Raw genomic sequence first — 17,433 nt, forward strand, 5'->3', positions numbered from 1 at the left:
ATAACATCTAGAATCGACTTCCAAAGGAAAGTATTTCAACAGGGCGCTTCAAAAATATGTACAACACAATTATGAAAACGGATTCATAATTGTGTTGTACAGTTAGTTGTAAGGAGAGGGGAAACTATGACAGAACAGACAGTCCGTGTAACCGTTGATGGTAAAGAATTTTTCGTATCAGGTGAAAAGACGATACTCCAATTGTTTAACGAAAGTAATTTAGAACATCCTCAAATTTGTCATGTACCAGAGGTAGATCCTATTCAAACTTGTGATACATGTATTGTAGAAGTGAATGGAAGTTTACTACGTGCCTGTTCGACGAAGTTGGAAGATGGCATGCATATTGAGAGGCAATCGGAACGTGCAAAGGAAGCACAAACTGAAGCGATGGATCGAATACTAGAGAATCATTTATTGTATTGTACAGTATGTGATAACAATAATGGTAACTGTAAAGTCCATAATACAGTACATATGATGGAGATTGAAGAACAGAAATATCCATATGAACCGAAAGTAAGTGCATGCGAAGTGGATACGTCGCATCCATTCTATCGATACGATCCAAATCAATGTATTGCTTGTGGGCAGTGTGTAGAAGTATGCCAAAATTTACAAGTGAATGAAACTTTATCGATTGATTGGAGTTTAGACCGTCCACGTGTTATTTGGGACAATGGTGTGAGTATAAATGACTCGTCTTGTGTTAGCTGTGGGCAATGTGTAACAGTTTGTCCTTGTAATGCATTAATGGAAAAAACGATGCTAGGAGAAGCTGGATTTATGACTGGTTTAAAACCAGATGTGCTAAATCCAATGATTGATTTTGTAAAAGATGTAGAGCCTGGATATAGCAGTATTTTAGCAGTTTCAGAAGTAGAGTCCGCGATGCGTAAGACGAAAATTAATAAGACAAAAACAGTTTGTACATTTTGTGGTGTAGGTTGTTCATTTGAAGTATGGACGAAAGATCGTCAAATTTTAAAAGTGCAACCTGTTTCAGATGCACCGGTTAATGGTATTTCCACATGTGTAAAAGGCAAATTTGGATGGGACTTTGTGAACAGTGAAGAGCGTATTACAAAGCCGTTAATTCGCCAAGGGGATATGTTTGTTGAGGCTTCATGGGAAGAGGCTCTTGAAGTTGTTGCATCTAATATGCAACATATTAAATCAGAATATGGTAGCGATGCGTTTGGGTTTATTTCTTCTTCGAAAGTAACAAATGAAGAAAACTATCTTATGCAAAAACTAGCTCGTCAAATATATGGAACAAATAATGTAGATAACTGTTCCCGTTATTGCCAATCTCCAGCAACAGACGGTTTATTTAAAACTGTCGGTATGGGCGGAGATGCTGGAACAGTGAAAGATATTGCTGAGGCAGGTCTTGTTATTATTGTAGGTGCAAATCCAACAGAAGGACATCCTGTACTTGCAACTAGAGTGAAACGGGCTCATAAATTACATGAACAAAAACTAATTGTCGCAGACCTTCGTAAACATGAAATGGCGGAGCGTGCTGATATATTTGTTCACCCGAGTCAAGGAACGGATTATGTATGGCTTGCTGGGATAACGAAATACATTATTGATCAAGAATGGCACGATAAAAAGTTCATAGCTGAAAATGTAAAGAACTTTGATGAATATAGCAAAATGCTAGAAAAATATACACTTGATTATACTGAGAAAATCACAGGGATTTCTAAAGCTCAGTTAAAAGAAATGGCTCGTATGGTATATGAAGCAGATGGTACTTGTGTACTTTGGGGAATGGGCGTAACTCAAAATACAGGAGGAAGTACAACGTCGGCAGCAATTTCAAATTTACTTCTCGTTACAGGTAACTACCGTCGTCCTGGTGCCGGTGCGTATCCGTTACGCGGGCATAATAACGTACAAGGTGCTTGTGATATGGCGACATTACCGAACTGGCTTCCGGGTTACCAAGCAGTTTCAGATGATGTGCATCGTGCGAAATTTGAAAAAGCATATGGTACTACCATTCCGAAAGAACCGGGATTAAATAATATCGCAATGTTACTTGCGGCCGAAGAAGGAAAACTGCGTGGTATGTATGTTATGGGAGAAGAAATGGCTTTAGTAGATTCAAATGCCAACCATGTACAACATATTTTAGCGAATTTAGACTTCCTTGTTGTTCAAGATATGTTCTTATCGAAAACAGCTCGTTTCGCCGATGTTATTTTACCAGCAGCACCAAGCTTAGAAAAAGAAGGAACGTTTACGAATACAGAGCGCCGTATTCAAAGATTATACGAAGTATTGAAACCGCTTGGTGATTCAAAACCAGATTGGTGGATTTTACAAAAAGTGGCTCGTGCACTGGGCGGAGACTGGAATTATGGAAGTCCAAGTGAAATTATGGATGAAATTGCATCGCTTGCCCCGTTATACTCACAAGCAACGTATGACCGTTTAGAAGGCTGGAATAGTTTATGTTGGGGTAGCCATGATGGTAGCGATACACCATTATTATATGTAGATGGATTTAACTTCCCGGATAAGCTAGCACGTTTATCACTAGATGAATGGGTTCCGCCAGTTGTAGCACCAGATGAGTATGATTTACTATTAAATAATGGCCGTATGCTAGAGCATTTCCATGAAGGGAATATGACGAATAAGTCGGCTGGTATTTTATCTAAAGTGTCTGAAGTATTTGTTGAAATTTCACCTGAACTTGCTAAAGAACGCAATGTGAAAGATGGTGGTCTTGTAGAGTTAGCATCACCATTTGGAAAGATCAAAGTACAAGCGCTTGTTACAGATCGTGTAACTGGAAATGAGTTATATTTGCCGATGCATGCGACAGTAAATGAAGAGGCAATCAATATTTTAACAGGAACAGCAACAGACATTTATACGTGTACACCAGCTTATAAACAAACAATGGTGAAACTGCGCGTATTACGTGAAAAAGGAAATCGTCCGTTACCATCTTCAAACCCGAGAGATAAAAAACGTCATCCGCAAAATGGTGTTGAAATCGAGCGAAAGTGGCAAAGAAAACAATACGTATCACTTGTGGACCAGAATTAGGGGGCGGAGATAATGGCAAAAGAGATTACTTTAATTAAAAAGAAGATTGTCACAGAAGAAGAAAAAAAACAGCAAGTAAAAGATGAGTTGTTAAATGATCTAGCTGAAAATAGAGAAGCAGTAGAAGAGACGATGCAGCTATTAGCGCAGTTGCAAAAAGCTGGAATTTTAGATGCAGCAATTAGTTTACTTGCTGCAAAAGAAGATGTTTCCAAAATAGCTGTTGAACAATTGAATCGTGAACCAGTAAAAAACGCATTAAACAATATGATGGGGGCAGGAGAGGCATTATCTTCAGTGGACCCAGAAATAACGAAACAAATAACATCTAGTTTAGTCACTGGATTACAATTTGCAACGGATGAGCTGAAAAACGGAAAGAAAACAAAAGTGATGGATTTCTTTAAAGTGTTAAAAGATCCAGATATCAATAGAGCAATTACATTCGGTTTTAGCTTCTTGAAAGCATTTGGTCAAGGGTTAGAAAAAAAATAGAGTAAATGAAAAAGTGATGGCAAGTAGCCATCACTTTTTCATTGTATGTATAAGAGTGTTCATGTTAAGCGGAATATATTATTATTATTAAAAAGATGGGTTGGAAATGGAAATATGGAATCCATCTCAAATATCGTTTTAGAATGTGGAGGAATATATGCAACACCGTAAAAGACTATCTATACCAGGAGTAATGGGACATTCCTTTCAAACAGTTAGATTTGCTTTTTGGAATGTATTAACCTTTCAACTTGCTTATAAATTATTAGCAGCGATTGTATTTGTCCCGCTATTTGGGATCATTTTTAATAAGTTATTGTATTTTGGTGGTTATGCAAATGCGACGAATGATGAATTATTAGCTTTTTTAAAGACACCATACGGCATTTTGACAATCGTAATTTTATCATTGTTAGCACTGTTTCTTATCTTTACGGAATTTGCGGTGCTTATTATCATTTCGTATTTCGCTCATAAAAGACAAAAGGTGAAATTACGTCCGATTTTATATAAAACCGTAACGTATTTACCTACTCTTTTCACATATTGCTTACCAGGGTTTATTTTATATGCTGTCGTATTGTTACCTCTTTTAAATATTGGATATGAAACGGCATTAATTCCGCAAATTCAAATTCCTAACTTTATTACAGGAGAACTGTTTAAGACAACGATGGGACAAGTTGGTTATTACACGTTCTTTGCTGTAGTTGCGTATTTGAACCTTCGCTGGATTTTTGTTCTACCTATTGTTGTTTTAGAGCAAAAGCCGTTTCGCACAGCAGCACGTAAAAGTGCAACGTTAGTAAAAGAAAGTTTTTTTAAAGTACTATTCTTTTTAGTAGGATTTTTTATTTCAATAGGGATTGTGTACGGTGTATTTTTTGGAATGTATTTATTGTGTCTATGGGGCATGTATGAATTTACAAATCCACAGGGAACATTTGCATTATTAGCGGAATCAACAATGTCTGTATTTTTAACGAGTACATTGTATTTATTTAGTTTTATCGTGACGCCATTTTATATTATGGCAATAACACGATTGTATTTACAAAAGGTTCCGGTTGAAGATGTTTTATTAGAAGAAGGATTAGATTATTCGAAAACAAAAGCAGATAAATGTTTCTTCCAAAAACATCGTTGGAAATTTATTAGTGTATATATTGTAGGAATTATTACTGCCGGAATGGTCGTTGCCTTCATTGTAACGTTTATTTCAAATTCATATAAAGAACCAATTATTATGGCTCATCGTGGTTATATTTCAAAAGGTGTAGAGAATACGAAAGAAGCTGTGCAGGGGGCTATTGATGCCAAAGCAGACTACGCTGAAATTGATGTACTGCAAACAAAAGACGGTGAACTAGCAGTTATACATGATTTGAAGCTAAAACGTCTTGCTAATGCTAATGTTCATGTGTCAGATTTAACGATGGAGGAGTTAAGACAGCTTACCCTTAGTCAAGATGGTTTTTCAGGACAAATAAGTACACTTGATGAGATCATTAAGCTGGCAAAAGGAAAAATCAAACTTAATATTGAAGTGAAGCTTCATGGTGGCGAAAAAGATTTCGTAAACAAAGTATTAAAAGCGATTAAAGATAATGAATTTGAGAAGCAATGTGTCATTCAAACGTTACACTATCCGCTTATTAAAGAGTTTAAACGTGCAAATCCAAATATAAAAGTAGGATATATACTGTATGCGAGTAGAGCTAACTTAAAGAATGTGAAGGCTGATTTTTATGTAGCAGAAGAATACATGTTAAATAAGAAATTAGTAAAAGAAGCAAGGAAGTTAAACAAGCCAATTTACGTATGGACGGTAAATGATATGGAAAGTTTAAAGAGATATTATAAGTTAAACGTAGATGGTATCATTACCGATTATCCTGAAGATGCACGTGAAACAATTAAGATGTTAAAAGAGCAAGAAGATCGTGAAAGTGATATGTTTGATAAAATTACTGAGACGACAGAAGATTTATTTTTAAAGTTATTTATGATCTATCCAGCTGCTGGTTAAATGCTAGTAGCTGTTTTTTTTATGAAAAGAATATATTTCTAAAGTATTGTACAAAGTAATAAGTGTATATGTACACGTAACTACTTAGTTTTTTGCATTGTTACATTATTGTCAAATAATAAATAATTACTATGCGTTTTGAGTGGATATAATGTAAATAGAGTGATAGATAATGCGATGGTACGAATAACCCAATAGAATCAATGTTTCTTATATTTACACTATTCTAAATATATAAACTTTTAAAAAATGGTATGTTAGCGTTTTCATAATTTTTAAGTTATGCTAGAATAAGGACATAAGTTATTAATTATTACAAAAAGAAAAAAGAATTCCTTTTTTCTGTTAATTATAAGGGGGCATTTCATTATGCGTATTGGGGTACCAGCAGAAATTAAAAACAACGAAAACCGTGTGGCAATGACACCAGCAGGTGTTGTACATTTAATTCGTAACAATCACGAAGTATTCATTCAAAAGGATGCAGGTGTAGGGTCTGGTTTCACAGATGCTCAGTATGTTGAAGCGGGAGCAAAAATTGTTGATACAGCTGAAGAAGCTTGGAACATGGAAATGGTTATGAAAGTTAAGGAACCAGTTGAAAGCGAATACAAACACTTCAGTGAAGGTTTAATCTTATTCACATACTTACACTTAGCTCCAGAACCAGAATTAACAAAAGCGTTAATCGAGAAGAAAGTTGTTGCTATCGCATATGAAACAGTACAATTAGAAAACCGTTCATTACCATTACTTGCACCTATGAGTGAAGTAGCTGGTCGTATGGCTGCACAAATCGGTGCGCAATTCCTTGAGAAAAACAAAGGCGGTAAAGGTATCTTACTTGCAGGTGTTCCAGGAGTTAAACGTGGTAAAGTAACAATTATCGGTGGTGGACAAGCTGGTACAAATGCTGCTAAAATTGCAGTTGGACTAGGTGCGGATGTAACAATCATCGACTTAAGTGCAGAACGTCTTCGTCAATTAGATGACATTTTCGGAAACCAAGTAAAAACTTTAATGTCTAATCCTTACAATATTGCAGAAGCTGTAAAAGAATCTGATCTTGTAATCGGTGCAGTATTAATCCCAGGTGCAAAAGCGCCAAAACTTGTAACAGAAGAAATGATTAAATCAATGGAACAAGGTTCTGTTGTTGTAGATATCGCGATTGACCAAGGTGGTATTTTCGAAACAACTGACCGTATTACAACTCATGATAACCCAACTTATGAAAAACACGGCGTTGTTCATTATGCAGTTGCAAATATGCCAGGTGCGGTTCCACGTACATCAACTCTTGCATTAACAAACGTAACAGTACCATATGCAGTACAAATTGCTAACAAAGGCTACAAAGAAGCTTGCCTAGGCAATACTGCATTATTAAAAGGTATTAATACATTAGAAGGCTACGTAACATTCGAAGCAGTTGCAGAAGCTCACGGTGTAGAGTACAAAGGTGCTAAAGAATTATTAGAAGCAGAAACAGTATCTTGCTAATAGAAGCATTATACAAAACAAAATCGAACAATATATAAAACAACATGATAAGAGCTAAGAGATAATACCTCTTAGCTCTTCTTGGTAAAAGGGGGCATTCATCGTGGCCAACCTATTTAAAAAGAAATCCGTTACGCAATTGTTAGGGGAAAGTAAAAGTAAAACTTTGACGAAAACGCTAGGGGCATTTGACCTAACAATGCTAGGGATTGGTGCGATAATTGGTACAGGAGTTCTAGTATTAACGGGATTAGTAGCAGCAAGAGATGCTGGTCCAGCAGTTATTTTTTCATTCATGATTGCAGCAATTGTTTGTGGATTTGCAGCTTTATGTTATGCAGAGGTTGCATCTGCACTTCCTGTTTCAGGTAGTGTGTACACATATTCATATGCAACAATTGGTGAGTTTGTTGCCCATTTAATGGGATGGACATTGCTATCCGTATATGTCGTAACGACTGCCGCAGTAGCTGGCGGATGGACAGGTTATTTCAATAATTTAGTGAGTGGATTGGGACTTGAAATTCCAAAAGCGTTGTTAACGATTCCATCGCAAGGTGGTATGGTGAACTTACCCGCAGTTATCGTTACGTTGGTGATAACTTGGTTATTATCACGAGGTACAAAAGAAAGTAAGCGTGTGAATAACATAATGGTATTAATTAAAATTGGTATTGTTGTTTTATTCATTGCAGTTGGTGTATTCTACGTGAAACCAGAAAACTGGATACCATTTGCACCGTACGGCTTAAGTGGAGTCTTTGCCGGAGGAGCAGCAGTATTCTTCGCTTTCTTAGGATTTGATGCATTAGCAACTTCTGCTGAAGAAGTGAAAAATCCACAACGTGATTTGCCGATTGGTATTATTGCTTCATTAGTCATTTGTACAATCATTTATGTTGTAGTTTGTCTCGTTATGACAGGTATGGTTTCTTATAAGGAATTAGATGTACCTGAAGCGATGGCCTATGTATTAGAAGTTGTAGGACAAGATAAAGTGGCTGGTGTAATCGCTATTGGAGCTGTAATTGGTATTATGGCTGTAATTTTCGCATACATCTACGCTACGACACGTGTATTCTTCGCTATGAGCCGTGACGGTTTATTGCCAAAATCTTTTGCGAAAATTAACAAGAAGACAGAAGCACCAACATTTTCAGTTTGGTTAACAGGAATTGGTAGTGCTTTAATTGCCGGATTTATCGATTTAAAAGAATTGTCGAATTTAGCGAATATTGGAGCGTTATTAACATTTGCGATGGTTGGTGTAACTGTCATCATTCTTCGTAAAACGCATCCGAAATTACAACGTGGATTTATGGTACCACTTGTACCAATCTTACCGATTATTTCAGTTGCAAGCTGTCTATTCTTAATGGTAAATCTACCGTTAAAAACATGGATATACTTCGGTGTTTGGTTAGCAATCGGAGTGGTTGTATACTTTGTTTATTCGAAAAAACATAGTCATTTAAAAGACGATGGAAGTTCGCAAGATAGTTTAGAAAAAGCTAATTAAAGGGATATAAAGTTAGTAAGCCTTGTGCGTCTAGGGAGCGCGCAAGGCTTTTTCTTTTGGGGAAATAAAGGAGACCAATGTTATGTTGTCGAATTTTTATGTCGGAATATAAGAAGGGGTGGAAAGATGGAGACGAAAGTTGTCGTTGGAGCAGAGGGATATAATAATAACCCAGGGTGGTTACATACGAATGAAAAAGAATTACATTTATTAAAAAGAGAAACGTGGCTTAATAAATTTCAGCCTAATTCTTTATCAGTAATTTTAGCTGAGCACGTATGGGAGCATTTATCGTATGAAGAAGGTATAGAAGCAGCTAAAGTTTGTTATGAGTTTTTAGAAGATAGTGGATATATTCGCTGTGCAGTGCCGGATGCATTTTTCCAAAATGAAGAGTATCAGCGTGGTGTGCAAGTGGGAGGACCTGGCCCGTTAGATCATCCAGCTGCAAGTCATAAAATTGTACATAACTATAAAACGATTGTATCAATGTTTGAGGCAGCGGGTTTTCAAGTAAAGTTGCTAGAGTATTGCGATGAAAATGGAGAATTTCATTATAATGATTGGAATGAGCAAGGAGGTTTTATTTATCGTTCGAAGCGCTTTGACCATAGAAATCAAGATGGAAAGTTAGGATTCGCTTCGTTAATTGTGGATGCAGTAAAAGTTAATAAATAAGAAGGGATGCACGGTAGTTTTCGTGCATCCTTTTTGTATGAAGAGCATGATAGATGCGGAGAATATTTATATGTTTATTTTGAAATGTGAACGAAATGTTTTAAAAAATGTATGAGAATTCATTGACACATATGAATGGACGTTCATATAATAAAGGTATAATACATATGAATAATTGTTCATATGTTCAAATAAAGAGGTGAGCTGTGATGGCTGAAAATAAAGTAGAAACGCAACAGGAAGCATGTTCTCAAACGGTAATTCACGAGGAAATCGTGGATCAAGTAAAACAAACAATTCCGACTGATGAAAGTTTAAGTAAAGTAGCAGAATTATTTAAAGTATTAGGTGACCGTACACGTACGAGAATATTACATGCATTATTTGAAGCTGAAATGTGTGTTTGTGATTTAGCTTATTTATTAGGAATGACGCAATCTTCAATCTCACATCAGCTTCGTGTATTAAAGCAAGCAAAGCTTGTAAAGAACCGTAAAGAAGGAAAGGTAGTTTATTACTCATTAGCTGATCAACACGTAATTCATATCTTCGAGCAAGCGTTTGAACACGTAAACGAGGAAGAATAAAAAAGCGAGGAGGGAGAACGATGGCAGAAGCATTAGTGAAAAAGAAACTTATGCTAGAAGGTTTAGATTGTGCAAATTGTGCAATGAAAATTGAAAAAGGTGTTGGGAATATAGAAGGGGTAACATCTTGTTCCGTAAACTTTGCAACAAAAACGATGCTTTTAGAAACACCGCGAAATAAAGAAAATCAAGTTGTTACGGAAGCGAAGCAACTTGTTACAAAATTAGAGCCACATATTAAAGTGCAAGAAGAGCAAAAAACAAAATCAGTAAAAGAAGTATTTGTATTAGAAGGCTTAGACTGTGCAAATTGTGCAATGAAGATTGAAAATAAGGTAAAGGAAATGCCAACAATTTCAGAAGCGACTGTTGATTTCGTATCAAAGAAATTACGAGTAGAAGTTGCAAATAAACGAGAACTTGAATCGACTGTACAAAATATAAAAAATGTTGTTCAAAAGTTAGAGCCTGATGTAAAAGTTGTTCGTGAAGAGGAAAAAGGACACGACCATGATCATGGTGATGGAAATGTGAAAAAGATGATAGGACGATTAGTAGTCGGTGGAATTTTGACAGGAATTGCTGCGTTAGCCGGATTACCGCAAATGATAACAATTCCATTATTCGTCCTTGCTTATTTATTAATAGGTGGAGATATCGTTTGGAGAGCGGTAAGAAACATAACTCGCGGCCAAGTGTTCGATGAAAACTTTTTAATGGCAATTGCAACTTTAGGAGCTTTCGCGATTCAACAATATCCAGAAGCGGTAGCAGTTATGCTATTTTACCAAGTAGGGGAACTGTTCCAAAGTATTGCAGTAAATCGTTCCCGAAAATCAATTACGTCATTAATGGATATTCGTCCTGACTATGCGAATGTGAAAGTTGGAAACGAAACGAAACAAGTGTCACCAGAAGATGTGCAAATTGGTGAGTATATTATCGTAAAACCAGGTGAAAAAGTACCGTTAGACGGGAAAGTAGTTGAGGGAACATCAATGATGGATACTTCAGCGTTAACAGGTGAGTCTGTACCGAGGGAAGTAGAAGTTGGTAATGACGTATTAAGTGGTTTTGTAAACCAAAATGGTGTATTAATTGTCGAAGTTACAAAAGAGTTCGGTGAATCCACTGTATCGAAAATTTTAGACTTAGTACAAAATGCAAGTAGCAAAAAAGCGCCAACAGAAAACTTTATTACAAAGTTTGCACGTTATTATACTCCTGTTGTAGTTATAACAGCAGCAATAATGGCATTTATTCCACCACTTATTTTAGAGGGTGCTACATTCTCCGATTGGATTTATAGAGCTTTAGTGTTCTTAGTAATCTCTTGTCCATGTGCGCTCGTTGTATCGATTCCTCTTGGATTCTTTGGCGGTATTGGTGGGGCATCTAAAAGTGGTATTTTAGTAAAAGGAAGTAACTATTTAGAAGCATTGAATGATGTGAAATATATCGTTTTTGATAAAACAGGAACATTAACAAAAGGTGTCTTTAAAGTTACGAAGATGGAGCCTAGTGAAGGTATCACAGCTGAAGAGCTATTAGAATATGCAGCATTTGCAGAAGTATATTCAAATCATCCGATTGCACAATCTATTCGAAATGCATATGGAAAATCAATCGATGAAAATGCTATTGAAGACTATAGTGAAATTTCTGGTCATGGTACGGTTGTAAAAGTACAAGGAAAAGAAATTTTCGCAGGTAATGCTAAATTAATGAGCAAAGAAAACATTACATTTAAGCAACCAAATAAAGTAGGTACACTAGTTCATGTTGCTGTAGATGGTAAATATGCAGGGTATATTGTTATCTCTGATGAGGTAAAAGAGGATTCAAAACAAGCAATTCAAAAGTTAAAAGAACTAGGTATTAAGAAGACAGTCATGTTAACTGGTGATGCAAAATCAGTCGGGGAAGCTGTTGGTAAAGAATTAGGTTTAGATGAAGTTCATGCCGAATTATTACCACACCAAAAAGTAGAAGAAATCGAAAAAATTGATGCAGCAAAACGCGGTAAAGAAAAGATTGCATTCGTCGGTGATGGTATTAATGATACGCCAGTACTAGCAAGGGCAGACGTTGGTATTGCGATGGGCGGCTTAGGGTCAGATGCAGCAATTGAAGCTGCTGACATCGTTATTATGACTGATGAGCCTTCAAAAATTGCGACAGCAGTAAAAATTGCAAAACGTACACGTAGCATCGTATGGCAAAATATTATATTTGCATTAGGGGTAAAAGGGTTAGTGTTATTACTCGGCGCCTTTGGTATTGCAACAATGTGGGAAGCAGTCTTCTCAGATGTTGGTGTGACGTTACTTGCAGTATTAAATGCAATGCGTGTACTACGAGTAAAAGATTTATAAAAAAGAGGACGCAATTGCGTCCTCTTTTTATTTGGTTATTTTGTTGAAATTGACTCAAGAAAATAATATCAAATATTATTTTGTTTTTAAATAACGTAATATATAAATTCACAAAAATATAATATTCTTCTTATTATTTTAATATATTTTTTACAAATATCCATATAGTATTGAAAAATGGAGAAGTGGGGGAGGGACAAAACCCCACTGATTAAAGCTTCACTTTATTTTTGTATGTTTTTTTCAACCTGTTCTCGAACAGTTTGAATATAATTCATTTTATGATCCCAACATTCTTGGCTTAAATCGACAGGGTACTCTTCTGGGTTTAAAGTTCGCATATACTCTTCCCAAAATAGTGAGAGGCTGCGTTCATTATACTTTTGAATATCTAATATATTAGGTAATTCATACGCTCTTTTACCGTTAATGAAAATATCTTGATGCAGTTCGCGTGCTTCAAAGCTTGTTACGAATTTACTTATATATGTATGAACTGGATGAAACATTTTTAAACGCTCTTCTTTTCCGGGTTCTTCTGACTCTAAAGCAATATAATCGCCCTCTGCATGATCGTTAACACGGTTAATAATACGATAAATTCGTTTAAGTCCTGGGGTTGTAATTTTTTCAGGATTAGATGAAATCTTAATCGTATCATTTAATTTTCCGTCAGTATCTTCAATAGCGACTAGTTTATAAACAGCCCCTAATGCTGGCTGCTCAAAGGATGTAATCAGCTTTGTACCAACACCCCATACATCAATTTTTGCCCCTTGAGATTTCAAGTGCATAATCGTATATTCATCTAAATCGCTAGAAGCGATAATTTTTGTGTTTGTAAATCCAGCTGCATCAAGTTGTTTTCTGGCCTCCTTTGATAAATATGCCATATCACCACTATCAAGGCGAATGCCATAAAAATCGATACGATCCCCGAACTCTTTTGCAACACGAATCGCATTTGGAACACCAGATTTTAATGTGTCGTATGTATCGACAAGAAATACACATTTTTTATGTGTTTCAGCATATTTTTTAAATGCAACATATTCATCGCGATATGCTTGAACGAAAGAATGGGCATGTGTGCCAGCTACAGGGATGCCAAATCGTTTCCCTGCGCGAACGTTACTTGTAGATGAAAAACCACCAATAAAGGCAGCTCGTGTTCCCCAAAGGGCAGCATCAAACTCATGAGCGCGTCTTGTACCGAACTCTAAAAGCTCATCATTATTTGCAGCGTGCTTCATACGTGCAGCTTTTGTAGCAATTAATGTTTGGTAATTTACAATATTTAAGAGGGCAGTTTCAATTATTTGTGCCTCGCCAAGCGGTGCATCAACACGTAATAATGGTTCGTTATTAAAAACAACTTCGCCTTCTTGCATACTACGAATCGTGCCAGTAAATTTCATGTTTTGTAAATAATGAAGGAAGTCTTCTTCAAATTGCAGCTCTGCTAAATAAGCGATGTCACTTTCGGTAAAGCTGAAATTTTCTATGTACTCTACAATTTTTTCAAGACCAGCAAAAACAGCATAGCCGTTTTCGAATGGAAGCTTTCGAAAGTATAGATCAAAAACAGAACGGCGAGTATGAATACCATCTTTCCAATATGTATAAGCCATGTTGATTTGATATAAATCTGTATGTAAGGCGTAACTATCGTCTTTATAATGATTCATTGCGAAAACACCTCCGTAATTTGGTTATAGTATACCAATCTTTCCCCTTTCGTAGCAAAGAAGTAATAGGGGATTGAAGTCAAGAGAGAAAAAAATGAAATAATGCATATTTTTTAGAAAATTTACATTTATCAATTTATATTTCTCTAGATTTTATGTATTATTAGAGTAATGGGGGTAATGAGAATGGAGGAGGACAATGCAACAAACATTAGAAAAAATAGGCAAGCAAGTTTTTTATAAACGGCTACAGCAAAAAATGACACAGGAAGAATTATGTCAGGGCATTTGTTCTGTCTCATACTTAAGTAAGATCGAAAATGGAAAGATTGAAGCATCAGAAGAAATTCTACAATTGCTCTGCACAAGACTAGAAATTGCTGTGACGGATTTGAGAGATGTAGAAGAAGATGTGAAGGTGAAGTTGGACGAGTGGTTGAATGCATTAGTTCATTTGGACAAGCAACAAGTAGAGCGTATATACGAAGAGTTGCAAGGTGAAATGAAGCATGTGTTGGATTTTGAAATTATAAATTATTATAAACTGTTGTATACACGTTATTTAATGATGAAGCGGGATCTCCCTGCTGTTGAAGAAGAATTGGACGGATTGAAGAAAGTGTATAAGAAATACTCGCCTTTTCAGAAGATGTTATATACGTATAATAAGGCATTATTATATTCTGTGCAGTACAAATATACGCAGGCATTAGAATATCTGTTAAAGACGGAATCGATGGCGAAAGAGTTAGGATATTATGAAACAGGAATATATTATAATTTAGCATTGACATATAGTCAGATGGAAATAGACCATATGACATTATATTTTGCTAATGTGGCATTAGAAGGTTTTAAAAGTGAATATAAATTTAGAAATATAATTAATTGTAAGTTTTTAATTGCGTTTAGTTATACTAGAAAAAAACAATATAATGAAGCTATGGAAATCTATAATCATATCATAAGAGAAGCAACTTCTTTTGCTGATAAAGATAATATTCTTTCTATTGCTTTAAATAATATTGGTTATCTGTACTACCGACAAAAAAATTATGCCAAGGCGAAAGAGTATTATATAGAATGCTTAAAATATAAAAAAGAAGAGGATATGAATTATATTGATGCCATGTATGAGCTCTCGTTACAGTGTATTCAATTAGGAGAACTTGAGGAAGCGGCTGAATGGATTGAAAAAGGTATCCTTGCTGCAAGGAAAGATGATAGATACAAAGGGATGTTATATTTATTGTTAAATTTAAGATATAAATATTTTGAAGAAAGAGACCTCTATAAAAAATTTCTAGAAACAGAAGTAGTTCCTTTCTTTAAAACAGAGGAAAATATAAAAGATTTAAAGAAAGTATACTTAGAACTAGCTGAATACTTAGAAGAATGCTCAGATTTTAAAGAAAGTAATCGCTATTATAAATTAGCGATTACTTTATTAGAAGAGTAAAGAGGAGGGATAGTATGAAAAAGTTAATTGCAGGAACATTTGTGGTTATGGCAATTGCAGCTGTAGTATTGGATATTCAGTATGCTTGGAAGCCGGATACTCTAGGGCAAGAAGCTAAAACAGTTGAACAAATTAATTTATAAAAAAAACCCTTTCCCAACGGAAAGGGTTTTTTTTCAATATTTGTTCCTCAAAATTCTACAAAACTTGAGAAAAAAGTTATTTGAATTTTTAGTATATTAATAGTGGAAACATAATGCTAATATGAAATTACTCTTTTTCAAAAATTTTTTATTAGGGGGAAGGTTATATGAAAAGGAAGAGTTTAGCGTTAGTGTTAGCGACAGGAATGGCAGTTACAGCGTTTGGAGGGACAGGCTCTGCGTTTGCGGATTCTAAAAATGTACTCTCTACGAAGAAGTACAATGAGACGGTACAGTCACCTGAGTTTATTTCTGGTGATTTAACTGGAGCAACTGGCAAGAAAGCGGAATCTGTTGTGTTTGATTACTTAAACGCGGCAAAAGGTGATTATAAGCTCGGAGAAAAGAGTGCCCAAGATTCTTTCAAAGTGAAACAAGTGAAAAAAGACTCTGTAACTGATTCAACAGTAGTACGTATGCAACAAGTTTATGAAGGAGTACCTGTATGGGGGTCTACTCAAGTAGCTCACGTAAGTAAAGATGGTTCTTTAAAAGTATTGTCTGGAACAGTTGCGCCTGATTTAGACAAGAAGGAAAAGTTGAAAAACAAAAATAAGATTGAAGGCGCAAAAGCAATTGAAATCGCGCAACAAGATTTAGGAGTAACACCTAAATATGAGGTGGATCCAAAAGCGGACTTATATGTATATCAAAACGGTGAAGAAACAACATATGCATACGTTGTAAATTTAAACTTCTTAGATCCAAGCCCAGGAAACTACTACTATTTCATTGAGGCAGACAGCGGTAAAGTATTAAATAAATATAATACAATTGATCATGTGACGAATGATGATAAGTCACCTGTTAAACAAGATGCTCCTAAACAGGATGCTAAAGCGGTTGTAAAGCCTGTAACAGGAACGAATAAAGTAGGGACAGGTATTGGAGTGTTAGGAGATACGAAATCGCTTAATACAACGTTATCTGGGTCATCTTACTACTTGCAAGATAATACGCGCGGAGCAACAATTTTCACATATGATGCGAAAAATCGCTCAACATTACCAGGAACATTATGGGCAGATGCAGATAATGTTTTCAATGCAGCGTATGATGCAGCGGCAGTTGATGCTCATTACTATGCAGGTAAAACATATGATTATTATAAAGATACATTTAACAGAAACTCTATTAATGATGCAGGAGCACCATTAAAATCAACTGTTCATTACGGAAGTAAGTATAATAATGCATTCTGGAACGGTTCACAAATGGTATACGGAGATGGTGATGGTGTAACATTCACTTCATTATCTGGTGGTATTGACGTAATTGGTCACGAATTAACGCATGCAGTTACGGAAAATAGCTCGAATTTAATTTATCAAAATGAATCAGGAGCATTAAATGAAGCAATTTCTGATATTTTTGGTACTTTAGTAGAATTCTATGATAACCGTAACCCAGATTGGGAGATTGGTGAAGATATTTATACACCTGGTAAGGCGGGAGATGCACTTCGTTCTATGAGTGATCCAGCGAAATATGGTGACCCAGACCATTATTCTAAGCGTTACACTGGTTCAAGTGATAACGGTGGCGTTCATACAAACAGTGGTATTATTAACAAACAAGCTTATTTATTAGCAAATGGTGGTACGCATTCTGGTGTAACTGTAACTGGTATCGGTAAAGATAAATTAGGTGCGATTTACTACCGTGCAAATACACAGTATTTCACGCAATCTACTACATTTAGTCAAGCTCGTGCTGGTGCAGTACAAGCTGCAGCTGATTTATATGGTGCTAGCTCTGCAGAAGTAGCAGCAGTTAAGCAATCATTTAGTGCTGTTGGTGTAAACTAAGGCTTTAAGGGATAGTTATT

The 17,433-nt window shown here is 35.8% G+C and carries 12 protein-coding genes; 11 read left to right on the forward strand and 1 reads right to left on the reverse strand.

The window, feature by feature from the left end; genetic code table 11:
• The first annotated feature begins 126 nt into the window (after positions 1 to 126).
• The 8 genes from fdhF to JFT89_RS20780 all read left to right on the forward strand — a co-directional run bounded on the left by fdhF (position 127) and on the right by JFT89_RS20780 (position 12,255).
• The gene (gene fdhF / locus JFT89_RS20745) at positions 127 to 3,069 is read left to right on the forward strand and encodes a formate dehydrogenase subunit alpha (RefSeq protein ID WP_201040545.1); all 2,943 of its coding nucleotides are present in this window, start codon (positions 127 to 129) and stop codon (positions 3,067 to 3,069) included.
• Between the two features lie 12 nt (positions 3,070 to 3,081).
• The gene (locus tag JFT89_RS20750) at positions 3,082 to 3,564 is read left to right on the forward strand and encodes a helical membrane plugin domain-containing protein (RefSeq protein WP_002063738.1); all 483 of its coding nucleotides are present in this window, start codon (positions 3,082 to 3,084) and stop codon (positions 3,562 to 3,564) included.
• Positions 3,565 to 3,721: 157 nt separating this feature from the next.
• Positions 3,722 to 5,593, forward strand: a complete 1,872-nt coding sequence (locus JFT89_RS20755; RefSeq protein WP_201040546.1) for a glycerophosphoryl diester phosphodiesterase membrane domain-containing protein — start codon at positions 3,722 to 3,724, stop codon at positions 5,591 to 5,593.
• Between the two features lie 369 nt (positions 5,594 to 5,962).
• On the forward strand, positions 5,963 to 7,096 hold the full coding sequence (gene ald, locus JFT89_RS20760) for an alanine dehydrogenase (RefSeq protein WP_002091029.1): 1,134 nt from the start codon (positions 5,963 to 5,965) through the stop codon (positions 7,094 to 7,096).
• Positions 7,097 to 7,199: 103 nt separating this feature from the next.
• Positions 7,200 to 8,615: an amino acid permease gene (locus JFT89_RS20765; protein WP_002063741.1), complete on the forward strand. Its 1,416-nt coding sequence runs from the start codon at positions 7,200 to 7,202 to the stop codon at positions 8,613 to 8,615.
• 126 nt (positions 8,616 to 8,741) lie between these two features.
• Positions 8,742 to 9,293, forward strand: a complete 552-nt coding sequence (locus JFT89_RS20770; RefSeq protein ID WP_201040547.1) for a class I SAM-dependent methyltransferase — start codon at positions 8,742 to 8,744, stop codon at positions 9,291 to 9,293.
• Between the two features lie 209 nt (positions 9,294 to 9,502).
• The gene (locus JFT89_RS20775) at positions 9,503 to 9,880 is read left to right on the forward strand and encodes an ArsR/SmtB family transcription factor (RefSeq protein ID WP_002010461.1); all 378 of its coding nucleotides are present in this window, start codon (positions 9,503 to 9,505) and stop codon (positions 9,878 to 9,880) included.
• 20 nt (positions 9,881 to 9,900) lie between these two features.
• A complete protein-coding gene (locus JFT89_RS20780; protein ID WP_002063744.1) occupies positions 9,901 to 12,255 on the forward strand; it encodes a heavy metal translocating P-type ATPase in 2,355 nt (784 codons plus the stop codon).
• A 224-nt stretch (positions 12,256 to 12,479) separates the two neighbouring features.
• On the opposite strand, the gene JFT89_RS20785 is transcribed toward JFT89_RS20780, so the two are convergent.
• Complete coding sequence (locus JFT89_RS20785; RefSeq protein WP_002010465.1) at positions 12,480 to 13,943, reverse strand: nicotinate phosphoribosyltransferase; 1,464 nt, start codon at positions 13,941 to 13,943, stop codon at positions 12,480 to 12,482.
• A 199-nt stretch (positions 13,944 to 14,142) separates the two neighbouring features.
• Here JFT89_RS20785 and JFT89_RS20790 point away from each other — a divergent pair, with 199 nt between their 5' ends.
• The 3 genes from JFT89_RS20790 (at position 14,143) to JFT89_RS20800 (ending at position 17,413) form a co-directional block, all read left to right on the forward strand.
• Complete coding sequence (locus JFT89_RS20790; RefSeq protein WP_002010467.1) at positions 14,143 to 15,402, forward strand: tetratricopeptide repeat protein; 1,260 nt, start codon at positions 14,143 to 14,145, stop codon at positions 15,400 to 15,402.
• Between the two features lie 14 nt (positions 15,403 to 15,416).
• Positions 15,417 to 15,545: an NprX family peptide pheromone gene (locus JFT89_RS20795; protein ID WP_000733136.1), complete on the forward strand. Its 129-nt coding sequence runs from the start codon at positions 15,417 to 15,419 to the stop codon at positions 15,543 to 15,545.
• Between the two features lie 167 nt (positions 15,546 to 15,712).
• Entirely contained in the window at positions 15,713 to 17,413 is a 1,701-nt protein-coding gene (locus JFT89_RS20800) for a M4 family metallopeptidase (RefSeq protein ID WP_002063745.1), read from the forward strand.
• The last annotated feature ends 20 nt before the right edge of the window (positions 17,414 to 17,433 follow it).

This window comes from Bacillus sp. TH25, assembly GCF_016650935.1.
Classification (GTDB): domain Bacteria; phylum Bacillota; class Bacilli; order Bacillales; family Bacillaceae_G; genus Bacillus_A; species Bacillus_A mycoides.